Here is a 22,942-nt window from a genome sequence, read left to right as displayed (position 1 = left end):
TTTTAAGCTGGAAAGATTGTAAAATCAACTAAATCACCATTATCAATCAAACGATGTCCAGCTTCTAGAACATCCTCCAAAGTAATTTCCTGTAAAATTTTCGGAAAATCAAAAATTGTTTCTCCGCAATCCATCGGATTGTATTGAGTTGCAATAAATTCCAAAGAGTTCATGCTACTGAAAAACTCACCAAACATCTCACTCTTAACAAGATCTAAATGCTCCTCGGTAATATCCGCATCACTACTAAACTGACGAATCGCTTTACGAAATTGATGTGACAGAGAAACAGGCTCTTTGGTGTCCATTGTCAATATCACAAAATGAAAGCGACTATTGACTTCAACCTCAAGTGACAATGACGCATCTAACTTCCCAGTCTCATATAACCTTTGAAAACGGTCAGAAGTCCAACCAAACATCATCGTAAATAGCAATTTCAATAAAATATTATAACGATAAGACTCAGCTTCTGTTATTTGCCCATTACCTCTAATCGCAACAGCAAGTTTGGGTGAAGAAACTTCCATCCGAAGGCTATCTGTTTGCTTCACAGTCTCCAAGGGTAGTTTCTCTTTTGTAACTGTAAACTGTTCTAAAGTCTTCTTTTCCTTTTTCGAAAAGTATTCCTCAACAACTTCCACATCAATATTCCCAACTAAAAACAGTGACATGTTGACAGGTTTGTAAAAGTCTGTAAAGTTCTCTTTTAAATTTGAAACTTGAATCTCAGAAATTGATTTTTCACTTCCAACAATATCTGTTGCTAACGGAGTATCCGGATAAAGGTTGGCTAATGTTGCAAAAAACAAGCGTGAGTCTGGATCGTCTTGATACATTTCTCGTTCTTGCTGGATAATATCCTGTTCCCTCAAAACAGACTCTTCTGTAAAATGAACATCTCCAACTAACTCATCTAGCATATCTAAATTCTCTAATAGATGGTCAATTGTTGAAAAAAGATAGCTGGTCTTAGTAAAGCTTGTAAAGGCATTACTGTCCGCACCTAATCGAGTAAAAGCTGCCATCATATCCTCAGAATTTTCTCTTTCAAACAATTTATGTTCAAGAAAATGTGCAATTCCTGCTGGATGATGACGTAAACCTTTGTCTAAACTTGTATAAGTTGCATCTACGGAACCAAATTGAACCGTTACAATCCCATAAACCTCATTGAAATCTTGTTTAGGGAGTAAAGAAACTGTCAATCCATTTGACAATTGTGTTTTGTAGACTGTTTCCTTTACAGCAGGATAGTATTTTTCTTCAAAAATAGCCTTTGTCATTCTACTCCTTCCATAAAGTAAATCGCTTGTAACTTCAAACTGTTGGCAACTTTACATACAGCTTCTTTATCAACACTCTCTAATTTTGCCACCAATCGATCCATATCAAAGCTTGATTTCCCCAATAGAACATTCAAATAGACTCTTTCAACTAGGGTCTGTTGATTATCTTGAGCCATCAACAAAGATCGTCGAATCATCTCCTTGGTTTGTTCAAGTTCAAAATCTGTAAAGTTACCCTTTTTCAGATCTAGCAATTGATGATTCATCATTTTTCTAGCCTGATTTCGATTTTCTCTATCAATACCCGCATACATCCTTAACAGACCACTAAACAAATCCAATTGACTAGAGACTGTATAGGCTATTCCAGCATTTTCACGAACGTTTGTAAAAAGTTTCGAATGTGCAAATTCACCCAACAAACCATTCATAACAAGCATGGGCAAATGCTCATCATCGCCATATTTTATAGAAGAATGATAGCCTAATTCCAAAATTGATTGCCCAACATTCCTCTGAACCATTCCCTCTCGTAGGACATTCGAATAAGATTGATGGTACTGGATAGTGATGCCGTTCTCTCTAGCTGTAAAGGGTAATGACTTCAGCGATTCTGCAATTTCTACTTCATTAAAATCACCTAAGAAAAAGAAATCAATTCGATCATTTTTCAGAGCATCTTGAAAACAAGTGTAGCTACTTTCTGGAGACTCATTTGAAATGCTATTTCGTAAATCACTGTATCTCAATTGAAGACGCTCATCATGGAAGAACAAGCTATCCAACTCCTTATGAGCAAAATAAAATGAATCATCCATATCAGTAGCTAGACTAGCCAATAACTGTTTTCTTTCAATTTCAAATAAAGCTGGCTCAAAAGCACCATCTTGAGCTAAGGGAGCAAATAAAGTCTGTTTCACCAATTCCAAAATTCGAGAAGTCAAGACATTCTTTTTACTTAAAAAATCATCCCTCACATAGGTAAACGTTAAGTCAAGAATATGTGCCTGTCCCCTACGATAAGCACTTGTGGAAATATCAGTTCCATATAAACTTGCCAAGTATCTGCGAAATGCTTGTGATGTTGGATAAACTTGACTTGCCGTCTCCAACATACTTGCACTTAACATGCGTCCTGCTATTGTCTCAAGAGATAAGGAAGCAGTAAAACGAATAGTGATTTTATTTGTTGTAAACTTTTTGGATTGAACAAAATGTGCTGAAATTCCAGGCACTAATTCCATACCTTACCTCCTTACATATAGAGTTCTATTATACCACGAAAATCAAAATTTTTCTTGTTCTCTTTATAGCTTTAAAGAGTAAAATCGTTTTCATTTCAGCTAACTTTCCTTCAGCTATTTCAAGGAAAATATGGTATAATACCAAAGATTGAGGTGAATTATGGAATACAAATTATTTGAAGAATTTATCACGCTCCAAGCCCTCCTAAAAGAGCTTGGAATTATACAAAGCGGCGGTGCTATCAAATCCTTTCTAATGGAGCATCACGTTTACTTTAATGGTGAATTAGAAAATAGACGGGGGAAAAAAATTCGTGTTGGAGATACGATTGACATTCCTGATTTAAAGCTTGACATCACCTTGACACAACCAAGTTTAAAAGAGCAAGAAGAATATCAAGCAGATAAGATTGAGAAAGAGCGAATTGCTAAACTTGTTAAAGAAATGAATAAAGGTGTCAAGAAAGAAAAACAAAAAACTTCTTCATCACCTAAAACCAAACAAGTTCCACGTTTTCCAGGAAGATAACCATGTGGCTCCAACATTTAACAATTAAAACTTTTCGAAACTACAAAGAGGCAAAAATTGATTTCAATCCAAAATTAAACGTCTTTCTAGGTCAAAATGCACAAGGAAAAACCAATATTCTAGAAGCAATCTATTTCTTGGCCTTGACACGTAGTCATCGGACTCGTACAGATAAAAATCTCATTCATTTTGATGTCGAGCAACTCCATCTTTCTGGCTTGCTACAGAAAAAAACAGGTTCTATCCCTCTAGAAATTGATTTAACGCCAAAAGGGCGTGTGACTAAAGTCAATCACTTAAAGCAAGCTCGCCTCTCAGACTACATTGGACATATGAATGTGGTCCTCTTTGCACCTGAAGATCTCCAGTTAATTAAAGGAGCGCCCTCTGTTCGTCGAAAATTTATAGACATTGAACTGGGACAAATTAAACCAATCTACTTGTCAGACTTGTCAAACTATAACCATATACTCAAGCAAAGAAATACTTACCTAAAATCCAGCCAGAAGATTGACGAAACATTTCTGTCAGTCTTAGATGATCAGTTAGTAGAATACGGTTGTCGCGTCATAAAGCATCGGATAAAATTCATTAAAGAGTTAGAGAAATTTGGTCAAAAAAAACACTTAGAAATTTCAAATCAATTAGAAGAGTTGTCAATATTTTATCAATCATCTGTCAACTTCACTGATGAAGAACAGCTAACGAATTCTTTTGAAATCGCTTTAGAAAAAAGTAGATCCAGAGATTTATTTAAAAAGAATACTGGTGTTGGTCCTCATCGAGATGATATTTCTTTTTATATAAATGGGATGGATGCTAGTTTTGGAAGCCAAGGCCAACATCGTAGTCTCGTCCTGTCTATAAAATTAGCAGAAATCGAACTAATGGAAAGTATTACTACAGAATCCCCGATATTATTGCTTGACGATGTTATGAGCGAGCTTGACAACACTAGACAACTAAAATTATTAGAAACGATTTCTCAGTCAATCCAAACCTTTATCACAACAACAAGCTTAGACCATCTTCAAAACCTACCAGAAAATCTAAGTATCTTCACTATTCAGGATGGTAAAGTTGCTGTAAACTAAAATTGACAATATTGTAAAAGAACTCCTGTTTTCACGGGAGTTCTTTTTATCTCTTTTACATAGAATAATTTGGTGCCTCATTAGTAATTTGTACATCATGAGGGTGGCTTTCTTTCAAACCAGCACCAGACATTTCAATAAATTGAGCATTATCGTGTAGTTCTTTAAGGTTAGCTGCACCACAGTAACCCATACCAGAGCGGATACCACCAATCATTTGGAAGACAATATCAGCTACCGCTCCTTTATAAGCAACACGACCTTCAATTCCTTCTGGAACAAGTTTGTTTGCTTCATTGACAGAACCTTGGAAGTAACGATCGCTTGAACCTTTCTTCATTGCTGCGATTGATCCCATACCACGGTAAGTCTTGAATTTACGTCCTTGGAAGATTTCAGTTTCACCTGGTGCTTCGTCTGTTCCAGCAAACATTGATCCAAGCATAACAGCATTTCCACCTGCAGCAAGGGCTTTTACAATATCTCCAGAATACTTGATTCCACCGTCAGCAATGATCGTTTTTCCATATTCACGCGCAACAGCTGCTGCATCATAGATTGCTGTAACTTGTGGTACACCAACCCCTGCAATCACACGAGTGGTACAGATAGAACCTGGTCCAATTCCAACTTTGACAACATCTACACCTGCTTCGTAAAGAGCACGCGCACCTTCTGCAGTGGCAATATTACCCGCAATCAAAGTGCGGTCTGGGAAGTGAGCACGAATTTCAGCAATTTTACGTAGAACACCAGCAGAGTGACCATGGGCAGTATCAATAACAATTGCGTCAGCACCTGCTTCAAAAAGGGCTTCGGCACGTTCAAATGTATCTGAAGTAACACCTACTGCACCTGCAACTAAGAGACGACCAAACTCATCTTTGGCAGCATTTGGAAATTCAATCACTTTTTCAATGTCTTTAATAGTAATCAAGCCAGAAAGACGACCTTCTTCATCAACTAAAGGAAGTTTTTCAATACGGTGTTCTTGAAGAATGCTCTCAGCTGTTGCAAGATCTGTACCAACAGGAGCAGTAACAAGATTTTCACTGGTCATGTGGTTTGAGATTGGCTGATTGTAATCTGAAATAAAGCGAAGATCTCGGTTTGTTAGAATACCAACCAATTTACGATTTTCAAGTGTCTCTACAACTGGAACACCACTGATACGGTAACGTCCCATCAGTTCATCTGCTTCAGCAATAGTGTGTTCTGGAGTCAAGAAGAATGGATCAATAATAACACCATTTTCAGAACGTTTTACCTTGCGAACTTCATCTGCCTGTTGCGCAATAGACATATTTTTATGGATTACTCCAAGACCACCTGCACGAGAAATGGCAATAGCCATTTGACTTTCTGTGACTGTATCCATGGCGGCTGTTATAATTGGGATATTTAAAGTCAGATTATCTGCCAATTTTGTTGTTAAATCTGCATCATTAGGCAACACATGACTTTCTGCTGGAATGAGCAATACATCATCAAAGGTAAAACCTTTTTTCAAAAATTTAGTATCCCAATTAGACATTGAAGTTTCCTCTTTTCTTTCTTTTTGAGCTTGACTCTTTTTGTATTGTATCTATCATACCATTCTATGAAAATTTGTCAATTATATTTATGGTAGAAATCATAAAAAAACTATCCCTGTGATCCTATGGAAGAGATAGTTTTACGATTCATATTTTATCTATAATTTAAAATAATTTAGTCCCATTGCTCCCTTAACTTCAGATAGAGTTTGCCCCGCAACCTCACGCGCTTTCTCACTACCTTTTTGAAGCATATTGTACACTTCTCCCATATCCTTAGCAAATTCGATACGGCGCTCACGAATAGGACCAAGTTCGCGTTCTAATATTTCAAGTAGATAACGTTTCGTCTTTACATCACCAAGACCACCACGTTGATAATGTTCTTTCATATCCGCAATTTCTTGAGCATCTTCTGGACGACCAAACACATCTAGATAATGGAAAACCATATTTCCTTCAATCTTACCTGGATCCTCTACTCGAATATGGTCCGGATCAGTATACATACTCATGACTTTTTTACGCAAAGTATCTGCATCATCAGCTAGATAAATACCATTATTAAGGGATTTAGACATTTTAGCATTTCCATCTAAACCAGGCAAACGCCCTGCTCTCTCATTTTCTGGATAAATACCTTCCGGCTCCACCAAGACCTCACAATTATAAGCATGATTAAAGGAACGAACAATCTCGCGAGTTTGCTCAATCATTGGTTTCTGATCTGTCCCAACAGGAACATAATTAGCCTTGAAGGCAGTAATATCTGCTGCTTGCGCAATCGGATAAACTAAAAATCCTGTCGGAATACTTTCTCCAAACCCTTTCTGAGCGATCTCTGTTTTCACTGTAGGATTGCGCTCTAAACGTGCTAGTGACACCAAATTCATATAGTACATAGACAGTTCAGCTAACTCTGGAATCTGACTTTGAATAAAGATAGTTGATTTACTTGGATCCAATCCAACTGCTAGATAATCCAAGGCAACATTCCCAATTGATTCTACAATCGTTTGAGGATCTTTGGCGTGATCTGTCAATGCTTGTTGGTCCGCCAAAAAAACAAACATCTCATACTTGTCTTCTTCCTGCAGTAATACTCTATTTTTAAGACTCCCAACATAATGTCCAATATGCAGTTTTCCTGTTGGGCGATCTCCTGTTAAAATAATGGGTTTCGTCATTTTTTTCTCCTTCAAAATGGTCTCTTCAATTATAGCATTTTTTTGTTAAAATAACAGAAAATTATTAAAATCAAACAACTAACTCATTGTAAATAGACCTGTAAACTTAATTGACATAAAATTGACAAACAAAAATTTGAATATTTCTCTCTTTTCTAGTAGAATAAATATATTACATATTATAGGAGAAAAACATTGCTTACAGTATCTGATGTTTCACTACGTTTTAGTGATCGCAAACTTTTTGATGATGTCAATATCAAATTTACAGAAGGAAATACATACGGATTGATTGGTGCTAATGGTGCTGGGAAGTCTACATTCTTAAAAATCTTAGCTGGTGATATCGAGCCAACAACTGGTCACATCTCTCTTGGTCCAGATGAACGTCTCTCTGTTCTCCGTCAAAATCATTTTGACTATGAAGATGAACGAGTTATTGATGTCGTCATTATGGGAAATGAAAAACTTTACAACATCATGAAAGAAAAAGATGCCATTTACATGAAGGAAGATTTTTCAGATGAAGATGGTGTTCGTGCAGCCGAACTCGAAGGTGAATTTGCTGAACTTGGAGGTTGGGAAGCAGAAAGTGAAGCGTCTCAACTACTTCAAAACCTAAACATTCCAGAAGAATTGCACTATCAAAACATGAGCGAATTGGCCAATGGTGAAAAAGTGAAGGTTCTCCTTGCCAAAGCACTTTTTGGCAAACCAGATGTTCTTCTCTTGGACGAGCCGACCAACGGGTTGGACATCCAATCTATTACTTGGCTAGAAGACTTCTTGATTGACTTTGATAACACCGTTATCGTAGTATCCCACGACCGTCACTTCTTAAACAAAGTGTGTACTCATATGGCCGACCTTGACTTTGGAAAAATCAAACTCTATGTCGGAAACTACGACTTCTGGAAGGAATCTTCTGAGCTTGCTGCTAAATTGCTAGCAGACCGTAATGCCAAGGCAGAAGAAAAAATTAAGCAATTGCAAGAATTCGTTGCTCGATTCTCTGCTAATGCTTCTAAATCAAGACAAGCAACGTCTCGTAAAAAAATGCTTGACAAGATTGAATTAGAAGAGATTGTGCCATCTAGTCGTAAATATCCATTTATCAACTTTAAAGCAGAACGTGAGATTGGTAATGATCTCTTGACAGTAGAAAATTTAACTGTAAAGATTGATGGCGAAACTATCCTAGACAATATTAGTTTCATCTTGCGTCCAGGTGACAAGACTGCTCTTATTGGACAAAATGACATCCAAACGACTGCATTAATTCGTGCAATTATGGGTGACATCGACTATGAAGGAACTGTCAAGTGGGGAGTTACTACTAGCCGTTCTTACTTGCCAAAAGACAACTCGGCTGATTTTGCAGGAGGAGAGTCAATCCTTGACTGGTTGCGTCAATTTGCAAGTAAAGAAGAAGATGACAATACCTTCCTACGTGGTTTCCTTGGTCGTATGCTCTTCTCTGGTGATGAGGTTAACAAACCTGTAAACGTCTTGTCAGGGGGAGAAAAAGTACGTGTCATGCTTTCAAAACTCATGCTCTTGAAATCAAATGTCCTTGTACTTGATGATCCAACAAATCACTTGGACTTGGAATCTATCTCAAGCTTGAACGATGGATTGAAAAACTTTAAAGAATCAATCATCTTTGCTAGTCATGACCACGAGTTTATCCAAACTTTGGCAAACCATATCATTGTTTTGTCTAAGAATGGCGTCATTGATCGTATTGATGAAACCTACGATGAATTCCTAGAAAATGCAGAAGTACAAGCAAAAGTTAAAGAACTTTGGAAAGATTAAATAAGACTTCAAAACTCAGTTGGGGTAACCAACTGAGTTTTCTATCATTCTACGAGGTAACATGAAATCATTTTTTAAAACATATTGGACCTATTTTGTTTCTTTCATCATTCCTTTAGTAATTATGACTGGAGTATACTTAACTCAAGGTATCTACTGGAATAGCGATGCATCTCCACTATTAGGAGACGGTTTCCATCAATACGTTATTTTTGATGTAGCTTTACGAAATATTCTGCATGGAAATGGCAGTTTGTTTTACACCTTTACAAGTGGCCTCGGACTGAATTTCTATGCTCTATCTAGTTATTACTTGGGTAGCTTTCTTTCACCCATAGTTTACTTTTTTAATCTGTCGAATATGCCAGATGCTGTCTATCTAACCACTCTCTTAAAATTTGGATTGATTGGTCTGTCAACCTTCTTTAGTTTGACTAGATTATTTAAAGATATCCCAAAATTTTTAAAACTTGCATTATCTACTTCCTATGCTTTAATGAGCTTCACTGTCAGTCAGTTAGAGATTAAAACCTGGCTAGATGTTTTTATCTTGATTCCTTTAATTATAACTGGTTTACACCTACTTATAACACAAAAGAAGCGCCTACTATACTTTACAAGTTTGTCAATCTTATTTATTCAAAATTATTATTTTGGGTATATGACAGCATTGTTTCTTATTTTCTGGTATCTCTGCCAAATTTCTTGGGACTTTAAAACTCGAAAATCATCTTTTCTTGATTTTGTTGTTACCTCCTTTTTAGCTGGAATGGCTAGTTTGATTATGACTCTTCCTACACTGTTTGATTTACAAACTCATGGAGAGAAGTTGACTGCCATCACAAAATTAAAGACAGATAGTAGCTGGTATTTGGATATTTTTGCAAAACAATTCATTGGATCTTTTGATACAACTAAATATGGATCTATACCAATGATTTTTGTTGGATTGCTTCCTTTTATTTTGACTATTCTATTTTTCACAATAAAATCCATAAGGTTTCACGTGAAACTTACCTATGCAATTTTCTTTACTTTTTTAATAATAAGTTTTTATATAGAAGCACTTGATTTATTTTGGCAAGGGATGCATACCCCGAATATGTTTTTGCATCGCTATGCTTGGATTTTTTCTACTCTGTTAATTTATACTGCAGCAGAAGTCTTAAACCGTCTGAAAGAACTGAAGCTCTGGAATCTATTTGTCTCACTTTTTCTTGTACTAACAGGATTTTTGGCCACTGTCTATTTTAAATCACACTATTCTTTTTTAACTGATTTGAATATCCTACTCACTCTTGAATTTCTACTAGTTTATGCTCTTTTACTTCTTGCAGTCATTAGAAAATTTATCTCTGTAAATCTATTTGCAATTCTTTTGTCTTTATTTATAACGGCTGAGATAAGCTTAAATGCATCATCTCAAATGGAAGGAATAGCTAAAGAATGGGCCTTTGCTTCTCGTAGCGCCTATAATAGAGATATCACCGCTATGGAATCAATTCTAAACCAAATTGACAATTCATTTACACGTACTGAAAAACTGCAAATTCAGACTGGAAATGACAGTATGAAATTTAACTACAATGGAATCTCTCAATTTTCGTCTGTACGAAATCGTTCAGCTAGCACTAGTTTGGATAAACTGGGATTCAAATCCTCTGGAACCAACCTTAATCTCCGTTATGCAAATAACAGTCTTTTAGCAGACAGTTTATTTGGAATCCAGTACAATATTTCTGAAACTTCACTTGATAAGTATGGCTTTCAAGAGATTTATCAAAAGGATCATTTAACCTTATATAAAAATCAACTCTCTTTACCCATTGCCTTTGCCACTCAATCTATTTACACAGATGTAAACTTTAACAATCACACTCTAGATAATCAAGCTTTATTTATAAACCAGCTTGCTAATCTCAACTTAGATTACTTCTCCCAAATAGCATCTGATAAAACAGATACTTCAGATGGTTTAACGAGCATCACAGGTTCTGCGAATGAGGATGCAAAGATTGATTATCAAATTGAGGTTCCTCAAAATAGCCAAGTCTATCTCTCTTTTTCAAATCTTCATTTTACAAACGATAAGCAAAAGAAAGTTGACATCCTTGTCAATGGAGAAAAAAAGACTTTTACAACTGACAATGCATTTAATTTCTTTAATTTGGGTTATACTGAAGAACAAAAAACTTTCAATATCAGTGTTAGTTTCCCTGGAAATTCTCAGGTGTCCTTTGAATCTCCAACCTTCTATCGTTTAGATACTCAGGCTCTTACTGAGGCAATTCAAAAGATTAAAGAACAACCTGTAGAAGTATCCACCTCTAAAAATAAAGTCTTTGCTACATATGAAGTAAAACAAGATACCTCTATTTTCTTCACTATTCCTTATGACAAAGGTTGGTCTGCATACCAGGATGGGAAAAAACTTGAAATCAAGCAGGCTCAAACTGGTTTTATGAAAGTTGATGTTCCAAAGGGAAAAGGCACCATTACACTTTCCTTTATCCCCAATGGTTTTGTTATTGGAGCAGCCTGCTCACTAACTGCCCTTCTTCTTTTTGGGATCTATAATCACAGACGAAATTTATCTAAGACAGAAAAAGATTGACCAATTTCTTGGCCAATCTTTTTAATCTTCTTCCATTTTCTTAGGTTGATAAGCTAGCATACCTAAAGCAGTAAAGAAAGCTAGAGTTATAATAAGGAAAATCACTTGATGATGAATATTTCCTGTCATAGAGATTGTTTGTCGTAAGCCTGATACAGAATAACTCATTGGTAACCAAGGATTGACACCTTTGAAGAAATCATTTGTCAAAGCAAGGGGATAGGTCCCTGCACTTGATGCTAACTGTAATAAAAGTAAAATAAGAGAGAAGAAAGCTCCAATACGGCTATTCCAAGTTGTTAAAGCTGTCACCATAGACATGAAAGCTAAACTTGTGATTATAATTAGAATCAAGGTCCTCATCTCATGGTTCGCAGTCAATCCAATAAGATGGACACCTCCATAAACTAAAACACCTGCTAAGACAGCTATAATCCCATTTATTTCAGAGCGAGACTTCAACCAAGCCCAACGACTCTCTGGATGACGTCCAGAAGGCAACTTAGCAAAAATCATATTGGTAGATATAGCAGCAACAAAAAGAGCAACTGATATCATATAAGGAGCCATAGCAATCCCATTTACAGGGACTTGGTCGTTATCTGTTTTTGAAAGAACTAGAGGTTCAGATAATGTTTCTGCATTTTTAGATTCTGTTGAAGCTGATTTGAGTTGATTATTAGCATTGCCTAATCCTTGTCCTAATGAATCAACTCCTGTCTGTAAATCTTCAAGACCAGAGGTTAAGGTTGTTCCACCAGCTGCTAGTTTTCCAGCACCATCTGCTATCTTCATAGCGCCACTTCCTAGTTGGGATGCTGCAGAAAGTAACTGTGTTGATTTGTCTGTTAATTGACTTGAACCAAGCTGTATTTTATCAAGTCCTGCAATTAATTCCGGACTCTTGCTATTTAATTGGTTAGAACCAGATGATAGTTTTTCAATACCTGTTACTAATTCTGGAGTTTTCCCAGCTAGAGTATCCAAACCAGTTGTCAATTTTGAAGAGTTTTCTGTCAACTTGGTTGAGCCAGAAACCAATTGATCCAAACTTGTTGTTAAAGTTGTATTCTTTTCACTTAGTTGATTTACACCTAAAGAAATAGTATCCAATCCTTTAGTATACGCATTAACTCCATTTTCAATTGATTGAATTCCGGGAACTAACTGATTATCTACAGCATTTTGCAACTGTGTAAATCCACTTGACATAGATGTCAAGGAACTAGACGCTATAGGTAAAAGTTGATTTGCTTTAGTCTGTAAAGTAGAAAGATTAGAGACTGGTTGGTTTATACTTCCTAAATTTTCTTTTAAATCTCCTGCCGTCGTTAAAATTGCTTTTGCTGACTCTATCGTAGAATTAGAATTATTTGAAACAGCTTCAGTCAATTCTTTTTTCTGAGTTTCAGTGAGAGATTGATAAGTTGCTGTTGCTTGAAGATTTGTAAGAGTTTTCTCTTGCTCTGCTTGACTATTAGTCACAATAGTTTGAGCAAGAGTCGTTATATTTGTTAAGTCATTAGATATTGTATTTTTAAGATCAGTATTATCTGAAACTGTAACCGATTGGAGAGCCTTATTCAACTCATCTAAACTGCTTGCTAACTGTGTTATATCCTCTTTCTGTTGAGATGAAGTATTTAATTGTGTGGATATTTTTTTGATTCCTTTATTTAATTGAGTAATACCGTCTCTCAATGTATCTGATTGACTTGATAGTTGGTTTGTACCAACAGATAATTTGTCAACTCCGCTTGTATAGGCATTGACACCAACCGAAAATTGACTGAGACCTGAATTGAGTTGTGAAACTCCACCTGTATAGGTCTTTATACCTGTATTCAGCTGATTTACACTTGTCACCAACTCAGGAGTTCTTGAGGCCAATTGACCAAGTCCAGTGTCAACCTGTGAAACTGCATTTGTATAACTTTGTAAACCACTATTAAAAGTTCCTAAACCAAGATGTAATTGCTCTATAGCAGATACATAGGCAGACAATCCCTTTGTAAATTGATTAGCTCCATTTGAAAAAGTTACACTTGAGTTAGCTAGAGTATTGAGATTTGTCGTCAATGTTTGACTTCCTTTTGCTAACTGATTAGTTCCATTAGCCAGTTGCTCACTTCCATCAGCTGCTTTATTTATCCCAGACTTCAAGTCACTCATTTTTTGAAATAGTGCCTTGGTGTATGTTTCAGTTACATTCGTAGAGACGGTTTGTTTTAATTGTGTCATTGCAGAATCACTCATCTTACTTGCAATAAAGCTACGGCCACTTGAAGTTTGATAATCAATTTGCATCTGTTCAGGGTGATTTGTTAGGATCGAAGTAGCTTTTTCAGATAGATCACTTGGTAAAGTCACTACCATATAATATTCGCCATCCTCTAGCCCCTTTTTCCCCTCTTCTTCATTGACAAAATGAAAATCTAAAGCCTTATTTTCTTTTAAATTAGACACCATGTCTTTTCCTATGGCCATTGTATTTCCATTATAAGAAGCTTCCTTGTCATTATTAACAACTGCTACAGGTAACTCCGATACTTGACCATATGGATCCCACATTGACGATAAAAATATGATATTGTATAAAGCTGGAATAAGAGAAATTCCTATCATTACAATAATGAATGTCGGTTTTTTAAAAATTGCTTTCCATTCTTTAAACATATTTCCTCCTTTTTTAAACATATTGTCTAAATTTTTGATATAATAGATTATACATTAAAAAATCTAAATTACAAGATAAAAAATATTTTTTTAGACATATAGTCTAAATTGTTCATAAGGAGAAAATATGAAAGAAAGTAACAAACGATTAAAAACAAAGAGAAATATTGAAAATGCCATGGTTCAATTATTGATGGATCAGCCCTTCGATCAAATTACTACAATTAAATTAGCAGAAAAAGCTGGAATTAGTCGTTCTAGCTTCTATACCCATTACAAGGATAAATATGATATGATTGAACACTATCAAAGTAAGTTATTTCATACATTTGAGTATATCTTTCAAAAACATGCTCATCATAAAAAAGATGCTATTTTAGAAGTATTTGACTATTTAGAGTCTGAACCATTATTAGCTGCTCTTTTATCTGAAAATGGTACCAAAGAAATCCAAAATTTCTTAAGAAATAAGCTTCATATCATGCTGAGCACAGATCTTCAGAAGCGCTTTATGCAACTACAACTAAATTCAATTGAATTAGAATATAGCAGCATTTATCTGACAAATGCCCTATTTGGAGTTTGTCAAACTTGGATTGCTCGTGGAAAAAAAGAAAGTCCGCAAGAAATGACAGACTTCCTTATGAAAATGCTAGGTGATGCCAACTAAGAACAAAAAAGAACACCATCTGGTGTTCTTTTTATCTAACTCCGCCAGTAGGACTCGAACCTACGACATCATGATTAACAGTCATGCGCTACTACCAACTGAGCTATGGCGGATAAAATAGTCCGTACGGGATTCGAACCCGTGTTACCGCCGTGAAAAGGCGGTGTCTTAACCCCTTGACCAACGGACCATCTATCTGTAGCAGATATAACCATTATATCAATTTCTTACTGATTGTCAATCACTTTTTAGATTTTTTCTCTAGAATATCTTTTAGTTTACGAACTTTCAAACGGGTAATGGGACAACGATGATCTTCATAAAAAACAACTTCTAAATTCTTTCGATCAATTTCTCTCACATTTCCCACATTGACAAGGAAAGATTTATGGGAGCAATAAAATCGTTGAGTATGTTTGTCCTTTTCCTGAATATCTGTCATAGTTCCATAAAACTCTTTAGCAAAATTCTTACCAATAATACGCAATTTATGAGAAACACCTGTTGTTTCGATATACAGAATATCATGGTAAGGAATTTTCAAATCATTTCCCTTATAGTTGTAATCAAAATAGTCTACAACATCTTCGTTTTCAAGCAGCATGCTTTTGGTATAGAAGATACTCTGCTCGATACGTTTTTTGAACAATTCATCATTGATGTCCTTATCTACAAAATCTAAAGCTGATACCTGATACTTATAAGTTAAAGTAGCGAATTCAGATCGACTGGTAATAAAAACAATAATAGCATAAGGATTGTGATGACGAATAAACTGAGCCACTTCAAATCCCTTTTTCTCAATGCCATGAATATCGATATCTAGGAAATAAAGCTGGTTTACTTCATCATTTTCAATATATTCCTTAAACTCACGAACTTTTCCTGTTGTCTTATATGAGATAGGAATATTCGATTCCTCAGAGATTTCATTCAATATTCTCTCTAGTCTCACTTGATGCTCAATAACATCTTCTAAAATTAATACTTTCATTCAAATTCTCTCTTAAATCTAATAATTTGTCTAAATGTGTTGTCTTCCATTTCTGTTTCTAACATAATGTTGTCATACTTATCTAAGATCTCTTTGACATTATTTAGTCCTAGACCTCTATTTCTTCCCTTGGTAGAGAAACCTAGGGCAAATAAGTCTTCTGAAGGCGTCATAGTGATTTTACATGAATTCTGGATAACTATAACTGTTTCAAAATCCATTTTAATGACTGCAACTTCCATTTGTTTCAAGTAACTATCTGCGGCACCTTCAACAGCATTATTTAATAGAATGCTCATGATGCGAACAAGATCAAGTAAATCCATTGACAATCTAGTAATGACATCTTTTACTTCCAATGTAAACTCTACATCATTATTTCGTGCATATACAATTGATTGAGCAATTAAACTTCGTAAAGCCGAATCTTCTATGTTATTTAAATCAAAGTAAGTATATTTATCTGACCTCAATTTCTGATTTGCTTTTACTAGGACTTCGTTGTAAATCCTGTCAATTTCATGTAAATCTCCACTGTCAATCGCCATTTGCATACTGACAAGCATCCCTGCATAGTCATGACGAAAACCTCGAATTTCATTATACAAACCCACAATCTCATCTGTATACGTTTGTAAATACTTTTGTTCAAATTTCTTCTGCTTTAGGGCAATCTCTTTTTCAATTTGAACCTTATAAGAATTCATTGCAAAGAAAACTAATAGCAGACAGATAAAAACAATGGTTGATAAAATACTTCCGAAGCTATTTAAATGATGAGTTGTACTTACTATATCTGAAATAAACAATAAGATATGCAAACCAAAGAAAGCAACTATTACTTTTTTTAAAAAAGGGTACAGATAATCTTTATCAAAATATTTTATTTCCAAATGAAAATAACGAATTGTTTTTAAAATAACAAAATAAGTCAACAACAATACTACTAGAAAGAATATACTTTCATAGTGTAATGCAAGCTCATCACCTGTTATCGAGGATAGGGTTACAGCTATAAAAGTATGAGTACTATGATATAAGAGAGAAAGCAGGAAACTTAGGAATACTCCCCTATACTTATCAAACTTTTTAAACCATATAAAATAAGCGTATAAAATAAATGGATATAAAAATTTTTCAATCCCTAGTCCACTTAAATATATAGAATAGAAGAAGAATTCAATTACAAATTCTACTATTACTGTGTAAAAAATAAAGAAGTATTGTTCTTTTCTAGTTGTATTACAAATCAAATTATAACTTTTACTAGTAATAAAAATATGTAATATAACGCTTATTATTGCGAAAAAATCCATTCTTTTCTCCCTTTACTTTCTTTTAAAAAAATAAAATAAAAAATTATTTTCCTTTCTAATTTCTCCACCTCGAATCTCCTGCAATTCTGCCTCTGTTACCTCTTTAAATTGTTCCAATTTTTCTGTATTTTTCATAATGAAATCTCCTGTATTATTTTTTTCTTGTAAGTTAACTTACAAATCCATTATACAAAATGAAGACCATATAAGAAAAAAATTTTCCCAACTGTACATTTTTGCACCTGAAACGCACTTTTTTAAGAAAAAAGCTGGGATTCATCCCAGCTTCGCATCTAAAATTGATCCCAGCAGGATTCGAACCTGCGACCGTTCGCTTAGAAGGCGAATGCTCTATCCAGCTGAGCTATGAGACCTAACATGACCATTCTATCAAAAAACAAGAGCTAAGTCAATCTTCTATTTGTGGTAAGGAGAACCCTGCTGAATCGTAAAAGCACGGTAAATTTGTTCAACTAAAACCAATCTCATTAACTGATGTGGTAATGTCAGACGTCCAAAACTGACAGAAAGATTGGCCCTATTTTTTACAACAGGAGCTAGACCCAAACTTCCTCCAATGATAAAAGTAAGAGTTGAGTAGCCTTTGATAGAAGCCTGCTCTAGTTGCTTACTAAATTCCTCTGAGGAGAGTATTTTTCCTTCAATGGCTAGTACAACGACAAAGTCCCTTTCTCCAACCTTAGAAAGAATTCTTTCACCTTCTGTTCCCAAGATTTTTTGATTTTCTAATTTACTGGCTTTGTCAGGTGTTTTCTCATCAGCAAGTTCAATCATTTCTAATTTGGCGAAACGTGAAATTCGTTTGGTATACTCAGCAATGCCATCTTTTAAGTATTTCTCTTTCAGTTTTCCTACTGTTACAACTTTTATTTTCATTCTTCTATTCTATCACATCCACACTTTATTTCACATCTTATACACATGAAAATCATCCAAAAATACTATTAAATTCACAGAATAATGTGAGTTATCCACAACTTGTGTAAAACTTTTAAGCTTAGATTAAGTTAATAGGTTTATAATCTTGACAAACAATAGCAAACGGAGGCGTTTATGAAACACTTACAAAAATTTTACAAAAAAGGAGTTGCTTTTCTTGTAATTATTCTGATAGGATTTTTGAGTGGTGCACTAGGAAGTTTTGTAACATTACAACTTTATCAAAAACAAGGAAATCAAGCTACAAATAATAATTCTGGCACTGTAACTCAAACATCATACAAGAATGAAAACTCAACTACTCAAGCAGTGAATAAAATTAAGGATGCTGTTGTATCAGTCATTACTTACTCTGCTAATAAACAAAGTAGTGTATTTGGAACTGAAGAATCAAATTCTGATACGGATAATCAACAGATTGCAAGTGAAGGATCAGGTGTCATCTATAAAAAGAACGAAAATGATGCTTATATTGTAACAAATACTCACGTTATTAACGGAGCTTCAAAAGTCGATATCCGTTTAGCTGATGGTACAAAAGTCCCTGGTGAAATTATTGGATCGGATACCTTCTCTGATATTGCTGTCGTAAAAATTTCTTCAGAAAAAGTTACAACAGTGGCAGAATTTGGTGATTCAAGCCAACTTAACGTTGGAGAAACAGCGATTGCTATCGGTAGTCCTTTAGGTTCAGAATATGCTAATACAGTTACACAGGGAATCATCTCAAGTCTTAATCGGAATGTTTCTCTAAAATCTGAAGATGGTCAAGCTATTTCAACAAAAGCCATTCAAACAGATACGGCCATTAACCCTGGTAACTCTGGTGGTCCTCTTGTAAATATTCAAGGACAAGTAATTGGTATTACATCAAGTAAGATTGCAAGTAATGGTGGAACATCTGTAGAAGGTCTTGGTTTTGCAATTCCTTCAAACGATGTACAAAATATCATTAAACAGCTTGAAAGTGATGGTAAAGTGACTCGTCCTGCTCTTGGAATCCAAATGGTCAATCTGTCCAACGTTGGAGCTAATGATCTTAGAAAACTAAACATTTCAAGTGGCCTCACCTCAGGTGTAGTTGTTCGATCTGTTCAAAGTAACATGCCTGCAAATGGACATCTTCAAAAATACGATGTCATTACTAAAGTTGATGACAAAGAGATTACTTCATCAACAGACTTACAACATGCTCTTTACAACCATACTATTGGAGACACTATCAAAATAACCTACTACCGTAATGGTAAGGAGGAAACAACCTCCATAAAACTAGATAAGAATTCTGGTGATTTGGAACGTTAATTGACATCAGTGTAAAGAAAACTTTACAGAAAGTAAAAGATATGTTAGTGTAGAATCATGGAAAAATTTGAAATGATTTCTATCTCTGAAATACAAAAAAATCCTTACCAACCTCGGAAAGAATTTGATGTAGAAAAATTAAAGGAATTGGCTCAGTCAATCAAAGAAAATGGGCTCATCCAACCAATCATCGTTCGTCAATCTCCTGTAATTGGTTATGAAATCCTTGCAGGAGAGAGACGATATCGGGCTTCTCTCTTGGCTGGTCTGACCTCTATCCCAGCCGTTGTAAAGCACCTCTCAGATCAGGAAATGATGATCCAGTCTATCATTGAGAATTTGCAGAGAGAAAATTTAAATCCTGTTGAAGAAGCACGCGCCTACGAATCTTTAGTAGAAAAAGGATTTACTCACACTGAGATAGCCGATAAAATAGGGAAATCTCGTCCTTATATCACTAATTTTATTCGTTTACTTTCCCTACCAGAATATATCTTAACTGAAGTAGAAAACGGAAAAATTTCTCAAGCGCATGCACGTTCACTAGTTGGTTTGGACAAAGAGCAGCAAGACCATTTCTTTCAACTAATTAAAAATGAAGACATCTCTGTGAGAAAGTTGGAAGCACTACTGACAGAAAAAAAACACAAGAAGCAAAAAAAAAGTGATTCTTTCATCAAAGATGAAGAAGATAAATTAAAAAAACTACTAGGTTTAAGTGTAGAAATTAAACTTTCTAAAAAAGATACTGGAAAGATTGTCATCTCTTTTTCAAGTCAAGAAGAATACGATAGAATTATTAACAGCCTGAAATAAGGCTGTTCTTTTATTTTCTTAACCCACAAATTTATCCACTAATTTTTTTATCAAAAACCCTACTAAATCAAGGAAAAAGCTATTTATCCCCAACCTGTGGATAAATACTACTAACATTGTGGATTCTTTTCCACAATCTGTGGAAAAATCCTACTATCTATGGTAAAATAAGTCTAGTACTAAACTACTAAAATCATAGTAAAGGAGGAAAAATAGTTGAAAGAAAAGCAATTTTGGAATCGTATTTTAGAATTTGCTCAAGAAAGATTGACTCGATCTATGTATGATTTCTATGCTACACCTGCTGAACTCATCAAAGTAGAAGAAAATACAGCTACTATATTTCTACCGAGATCAGAGATGGAAATGGTGTGGGAAAAGCAATTAAAAGATATTATTGTTGCTGCTGGTTTTGAAATTTATGATTCTGAAATCAAACCTCACTATATTTTCACTAAACCTCAGAGTACAGAATCTCCTCAAGTAAATGATACGAATAGTGTCTCTACTTACAATTACACACCTGCACTACCAACGATTCCTTATTCTGAAACAGGATTAAAAGAAAAATATACCTTTGATAACTTTATTCAAGGGGATGGGAATGTTTGGGCGGTGTCTGCTGCGTTAGCTGTATCAGAAGATTTAGCTCTAACCTACAATCCTCTTTTTATCTATGGAGGACCTGGTCTTGGAAAGACTCACTTGCTCAATGCGATTGGAAATGAGATTTTGAAAAATATTCCTGATGCGCGTGTCAAGTACATTCCTGCCGAAAGCTTTATCAATGACTTTCTTGAGCACTTAAGACTTGGGGAAATGGAAAAGTTCAAAAAAACTTACCGTAGTCTTGATCTCTTGTTGATTGATGATATCCAATCTCTCAGCGGTAAAAAAGTCGCAACCCAGGAAGAATTTTTCAATACCTTCAATGCTCTTCATGATAAGCAGAAACAGATTGTACTAACCAGTGATCGTAGTCCCAAACACCTAGAAGGCCTTGAGGAGAGGCTTGTCACGCGCTTTAGCTGGGGATTGACGCAAAATATCACACCTCCTGACTTTGAGACACGTATTGCCATTCTTCAAAGTAAAACAGAGCATTTGGATTACCATTTCCAAAGTGATACTCTGGAATACTTGGCTGGCCAATTTGATTCAAATGTTCGAGAACTGGAAGGAGCAATCAATGATATCACTTTAATTGCCAGAGTAAAGAAAATTAAGGATATCACTATTGATATTGCTGCGGAAGCTATTAGAGCACGTAAACAAGACGCCCGCCAGATACTTGTTATTCCAATTGAGAAAATCCAAACTGAAGTTGGTAATTTTTATGGAGTGAGCGTCAAAGAAATGAAAGGGACGAGACGAGTTCAAAACATCGTTTTGGCACGTCAGGTTGCTATGTATCTAGCTAGAGAACTGACAGATAATAGTCTTCCAAAAATAGGAAAAGAATTTGGCGGAAAGGATCACACCACCGTTATTCATGCCCATGCCAAAATTAAATCACTGATTGACGAAGACGATAATTTACGTTTAGAAGTAGAAGCAATCAAAAAGAAAATCAAGTAGCTTGTGGATAACTTTTTATTTTTTATCTTTTTTATCCACATTTTTTAAACAAGCTCCAAAGCTTGAATTTACTAAATAACACCCAGTTTTCCACAGAATTCACACACTCTATTATTACTATTAACTTTCTAATACTAAAAATAAATAAAGGAGAATCCATGATTCATTTTTCAATCAATAAAAATTTATTTCTACAAGCCTTAAATACTACAAAAAGAGCAATAAGCTCTAAAAATGCTATTCCAATTTTATCAACAATCAAAATTGACGTTACCAATGAAGGAATTACTTTAATTGGATCAAACGGTCAAATTTCTATTGAAAATTTCATTTCTCAAAAGAATGAAGATGCTGGTCTCTTGATTACTTCTTTGGGCTCGATTCTTCTTGAAGCTTCTTTCTTTATCAATGTGGTGTCTAGTCTTCCAGATGTAACGCTAGATTTCAAAGAGATTGAACAAAAACAAATTGTTTTAACAAGTGGCAAATCAGAAATTACTCTAAAAGGAAAAGATAGCGAACAATATCCTCGTATTCAAGAAATTTCAGCAAGCACACCTTTGGTTCTTGAAACCAAACTACTCAAGAAAATTATCAATGAAACAGCTTTTGCTGCAAGTACACAAGAAAGTCGTCCAATCTTAACAGGTGTCCACTTCGTATTGAGCCAACACAAAGAACTAAAAACAGTTGCGACAGACTCACACCGCCTTAGCCAAAAGAAATTGACTCTTGAAAAAAATGGTGATGATTTCGATGTAGTAATTCCTAGTCGTTCTCTACGCGAATTTTCAGCGGTATTTACAGATGATATTGAAACTGTAGAGATTTTCTTTGCAAATAATCAAATCCTCTTTAGAAGCGAAAATATTAGCTTCTACACTCGTCTACTAGAAGGTAATTATCCTGATACAGATCGCTTGATTCCAACAGACTTTAACACTACAATTACTTTTGATGTGGTTAATTTGCGTCAATCTATGGAGCGTGCACGTCTCTTATCAAGTGCGACTCAAAATGGTACTGTGAAGCTTGAAATTAAAGGTGGAGTTGTTAGCGCCCATGTTCACTCTCCAGAAGTTGGTAAAGTAAACGAAGAAATCGATACGGAGCAGGTGACTGGGGATGATTTGACTATTAGTTTCAACCCAACTTACTTGATTGATTCCCTCAAGGCTTTAAATAGCGAGAAGGTGACCATTAGCTTTATCTCAGCAGTTCGTCCATTTACTCTTGTGCCAGCAGATACTGACGAAGACTTCATGCAGCTTATTACACCAGTTCGAACAAATTAAGTGAAAGAGGTTGAGCCTAGCT

General features: G+C 35.2%; 18 protein-coding genes and 3 tRNA genes. 9 read left to right on the top strand and 12 right to left on the bottom strand.

All coding sequences use genetic code 11. The features are described from left to right. Positions 1 to 2: 2 nt before the first annotated feature. Both yfmH and yfmF read right to left on the bottom strand, forming a co-directional pair. Positions 3 to 1,286 (bottom strand): EF-P 5-aminopentanol modification-associated protein YfmH, encoded by a 1,284-nt coding sequence (gene yfmH / locus ATE37_RS09380; protein WP_084868847.1) that lies wholly within the window; start codon positions 1,284 to 1,286, stop codon positions 3 to 5. Further along, positions 1,283 to 2,533, bottom strand: a complete 1,251-nt coding sequence (gene yfmF, locus ATE37_RS09375; protein WP_084868846.1) for an EF-P 5-aminopentanol modification-associated protein YfmF — start codon at positions 2,531 to 2,533, stop codon at positions 1,283 to 1,285. The genes yfmH and yfmF overlap by 4 nt, the downstream gene beginning before the upstream one ends. Positions 2,534 to 2,693: 160 nt before the next feature. Here yfmF and yaaA point away from each other — a divergent pair, with 160 nt between their 5' ends. Further along, positions 2,694 to 3,062: a S4 domain-containing protein YaaA gene (yaaA, locus tag ATE37_RS09370; RefSeq protein WP_084868845.1), complete on the top strand. Its 369-nt coding sequence runs from the start codon at positions 2,694 to 2,696 to the stop codon at positions 3,060 to 3,062. A gap of 2 nt (positions 3,063 to 3,064) precedes the next feature. Further along, the gene (gene recF, locus ATE37_RS09365) at positions 3,065 to 4,156 is read left to right on the top strand and encodes a DNA replication/repair protein RecF (RefSeq protein ID WP_084868844.1); all 1,092 of its coding nucleotides are present in this window, start codon (positions 3,065 to 3,067) and stop codon (positions 4,154 to 4,156) included. A 55-nt stretch (positions 4,157 to 4,211) separates the two neighbouring features. Here recF and guaB read toward each other — a convergent pair whose 3' ends face one another. Both guaB and trpS read right to left on the bottom strand, forming a co-directional pair. Beyond that, complete coding sequence (gene guaB, locus ATE37_RS09360) at positions 4,212 to 5,690, bottom strand: IMP dehydrogenase (RefSeq protein ID WP_033584615.1); 1,479 nt, start codon at positions 5,688 to 5,690, stop codon at positions 4,212 to 4,214. A 159-nt stretch (positions 5,691 to 5,849) separates the two neighbouring features. Continuing rightward, on the bottom strand, positions 5,850 to 6,878 hold the full coding sequence (gene trpS, locus ATE37_RS09355) for a tryptophan--tRNA ligase (protein ID WP_033584613.1): 1,029 nt from the start codon (positions 6,876 to 6,878) through the stop codon (positions 5,850 to 5,852). Positions 6,879 to 7,073: 195 nt separating this feature from the next. Here trpS and ATE37_RS09350 point away from each other — a divergent pair, with 195 nt between their 5' ends. Together ATE37_RS09350 and ATE37_RS09345 are read left to right on the top strand one after the other, a co-directional pair. Beyond that, on the top strand, positions 7,074 to 8,696 hold the full coding sequence (locus ATE37_RS09350) for an ATP-binding cassette domain-containing protein (RefSeq protein ID WP_000958793.1): 1,623 nt from the start codon (positions 7,074 to 7,076) through the stop codon (positions 8,694 to 8,696). A gap of 61 nt (positions 8,697 to 8,757) precedes the next feature. Further along, on the top strand, positions 8,758 to 11,310 hold the full coding sequence (locus ATE37_RS09345) for a YfhO family protein (RefSeq protein WP_084868843.1): 2,553 nt from the start codon (positions 8,758 to 8,760) through the stop codon (positions 11,308 to 11,310). 21 nt (positions 11,311 to 11,331) lie between these two features. On the opposite strand, the gene ATE37_RS09340 is transcribed toward ATE37_RS09345, so the two are convergent. After that, positions 11,332 to 13,986, bottom strand: coding sequence for a YhgE/Pip domain-containing protein (locus ATE37_RS09340; protein ID WP_084868842.1), 2,655 nt, complete (start codon positions 13,984 to 13,986; stop codon positions 11,332 to 11,334). 127 nt (positions 13,987 to 14,113) lie between these two features. Between ATE37_RS09340 and ATE37_RS09335 the strand changes: the two genes are divergently transcribed. Beyond that, the gene (locus tag ATE37_RS09335; RefSeq protein ID WP_084868841.1) at positions 14,114 to 14,656 is read left to right on the top strand and encodes a TetR/AcrR family transcriptional regulator; all 543 of its coding nucleotides are present in this window, start codon (positions 14,114 to 14,116) and stop codon (positions 14,654 to 14,656) included. A gap of 39 nt (positions 14,657 to 14,695) precedes the next feature. Here ATE37_RS09335 and ATE37_RS09330 read toward each other — a convergent pair. The 7 genes from ATE37_RS09330 to rlmH form a co-directional block, all read right to left on the bottom strand. After that, a tRNA-Asn gene (locus ATE37_RS09330) sits at positions 14,696 to 14,769 on the bottom strand. Between the two features lie 5 nt (positions 14,770 to 14,774). Then, a tRNA-Glu gene (locus ATE37_RS09325) sits at positions 14,775 to 14,846 on the bottom strand. Positions 14,847 to 14,897: 51 nt separating this feature from the next. Continuing rightward, the gene (comE, locus tag ATE37_RS09320) at positions 14,898 to 15,650 is read right to left on the bottom strand and encodes a competence system response regulator transcription factor ComE (protein WP_000866079.1); all 753 of its coding nucleotides are present in this window, start codon (positions 15,648 to 15,650) and stop codon (positions 14,898 to 14,900) included. Then, entirely contained in the window at positions 15,647 to 16,966 is a 1,320-nt protein-coding gene (gene comD, locus ATE37_RS09315; RefSeq protein ID WP_084868840.1) for a competence system sensor histidine kinase ComD, read from the bottom strand. The genes comE and comD overlap by 4 nt, the downstream gene beginning before the upstream one ends. 12 nt (positions 16,967 to 16,978) lie before the next feature. Beyond that, positions 16,979 to 17,101 (bottom strand): competence-stimulating peptide ComC, encoded by a 123-nt coding sequence (gene comC / locus ATE37_RS09310; RefSeq protein WP_061419362.1) that lies wholly within the window; start codon positions 17,099 to 17,101, stop codon positions 16,979 to 16,981. A gap of 165 nt (positions 17,102 to 17,266) precedes the next feature. After that, positions 17,267 to 17,340 (bottom strand) — tRNA-Arg (locus ATE37_RS09305). 43 nt (positions 17,341 to 17,383) lie between these two features. Then, a complete protein-coding gene (gene rlmH / locus ATE37_RS09300; RefSeq protein WP_061599215.1) occupies positions 17,384 to 17,863 on the bottom strand; it encodes a 23S rRNA (pseudouridine(1915)-N(3))-methyltransferase RlmH in 480 nt (159 codons plus the stop codon). A gap of 177 nt (positions 17,864 to 18,040) precedes the next feature. Between rlmH and htrA the strand changes: the two genes are divergently transcribed. The 4 genes from htrA (at position 18,041) to dnaN (ending at position 22,920) form a co-directional block, all read left to right on the top strand. Beyond that, positions 18,041 to 19,231 (top strand): serine protease HtrA, encoded by a 1,191-nt coding sequence (htrA, locus tag ATE37_RS09295; RefSeq protein ID WP_084868839.1) that lies wholly within the window; start codon positions 18,041 to 18,043, stop codon positions 19,229 to 19,231. A gap of 57 nt (positions 19,232 to 19,288) precedes the next feature. Further along, on the top strand, positions 19,289 to 20,047 hold the full coding sequence (locus ATE37_RS09290) for a ParB/RepB/Spo0J family partition protein (protein ID WP_084868838.1): 759 nt from the start codon (positions 19,289 to 19,291) through the stop codon (positions 20,045 to 20,047). 279 nt (positions 20,048 to 20,326) lie between these two features. Continuing rightward, positions 20,327 to 21,625 carry a chromosomal replication initiator protein DnaA gene (dnaA, locus tag ATE37_RS09285; RefSeq protein WP_428835838.1) on the top strand — a complete coding sequence of 433 codons (1,299 nt, stop codon included), beginning with the start codon at positions 20,327 to 20,329 and terminating at the stop codon, positions 21,623 to 21,625. 158 nt (positions 21,626 to 21,783) lie between these two features. After that, complete coding sequence (gene dnaN, locus ATE37_RS09280; protein WP_000581146.1) at positions 21,784 to 22,920, top strand: DNA polymerase III subunit beta; 1,137 nt, start codon at positions 21,784 to 21,786, stop codon at positions 22,918 to 22,920. Positions 22,921 to 22,942: the final 22 nt, after the last annotated feature.

This window comes from Streptococcus oralis subsp. tigurinus (genome assembly GCF_002093575.1).
GTDB lineage: Bacteria > Bacillota > Bacilli > Lactobacillales > Streptococcaceae > Streptococcus > Streptococcus oralis_CH.
This window is presented reverse-complemented; position numbering and strand designations above follow the sequence as displayed.

What these genes read in the sequence shown, in the direction of transcription:
- comC (WP_061419362.1), bottom strand. Translation starts at nt 17,101, where the DNA reads ATGAAAAATACAGAAAAATTGGAACAATTTAAAGAGGTAACAGAGGCA.
- dnaA (WP_428835838.1), top strand. Translation starts at nt 20,327, where the DNA reads ATGTATGATTTCTATGCTACACCTGCTGAACTCATCAAAGTAGAAGAA.
- rlmH (WP_061599215.1), bottom strand. Translation starts at nt 17,863, where the DNA reads ATGAAAATAAAAGTTGTAACAGTAGGAAAACTGAAAGAGAAATACTTA.
- ATE37_RS09335 (WP_084868841.1), top strand. Translation starts at nt 14,114, where the DNA reads ATGAAAGAAAGTAACAAACGATTAAAAACAAAGAGAAATATTGAAAAT.
- ATE37_RS09340 (WP_084868842.1), bottom strand. Translation starts at nt 13,986, where the DNA reads ATGTTTAAAGAATGGAAAGCAATTTTTAAAAAACCGACATTCATTATT.
- ATE37_RS09290 (WP_084868838.1), top strand. Translation starts at nt 19,289, where the DNA reads ATGGAAAAATTTGAAATGATTTCTATCTCTGAAATACAAAAAAATCCT.
- comD (WP_084868840.1), bottom strand. Translation starts at nt 16,966, where the DNA reads ATGGATTTTTTCGCAATAATAAGCGTTATATTACATATTTTTATTACT.
- dnaN (WP_000581146.1), top strand. Translation starts at nt 21,784, where the DNA reads ATGATTCATTTTTCAATCAATAAAAATTTATTTCTACAAGCCTTAAAT.
- yfmH (WP_084868847.1), bottom strand. Translation starts at nt 1,286, where the DNA reads ATGACAAAGGCTATTTTTGAAGAAAAATACTATCCTGCTGTAAAGGAA.
- trpS (WP_033584613.1), bottom strand. Translation starts at nt 6,878, where the DNA reads ATGACGAAACCCATTATTTTAACAGGAGATCGCCCAACAGGAAAACTG.
- htrA (WP_084868839.1), top strand. Translation starts at nt 18,041, where the DNA reads ATGAAACACTTACAAAAATTTTACAAAAAAGGAGTTGCTTTTCTTGTA.
- guaB (WP_033584615.1), bottom strand. Translation starts at nt 5,690, where the DNA reads ATGTCTAATTGGGATACTAAATTTTTGAAAAAAGGTTTTACCTTTGAT.
- yfmF (WP_084868846.1), bottom strand. Translation starts at nt 2,533, where the DNA reads ATGGAATTAGTGCCTGGAATTTCAGCACATTTTGTTCAATCCAAAAAG.
- ATE37_RS09345 (WP_084868843.1), top strand. Translation starts at nt 8,758, where the DNA reads ATGAAATCATTTTTTAAAACATATTGGACCTATTTTGTTTCTTTCATC.
- yaaA (WP_084868845.1), top strand. Translation starts at nt 2,694, where the DNA reads ATGGAATACAAATTATTTGAAGAATTTATCACGCTCCAAGCCCTCCTA.
- comE (WP_000866079.1), bottom strand. Translation starts at nt 15,650, where the DNA reads ATGAAAGTATTAATTTTAGAAGATGTTATTGAGCATCAAGTGAGACTA.
- recF (WP_084868844.1), top strand. Translation starts at nt 3,065, where the DNA reads ATGTGGCTCCAACATTTAACAATTAAAACTTTTCGAAACTACAAAGAG.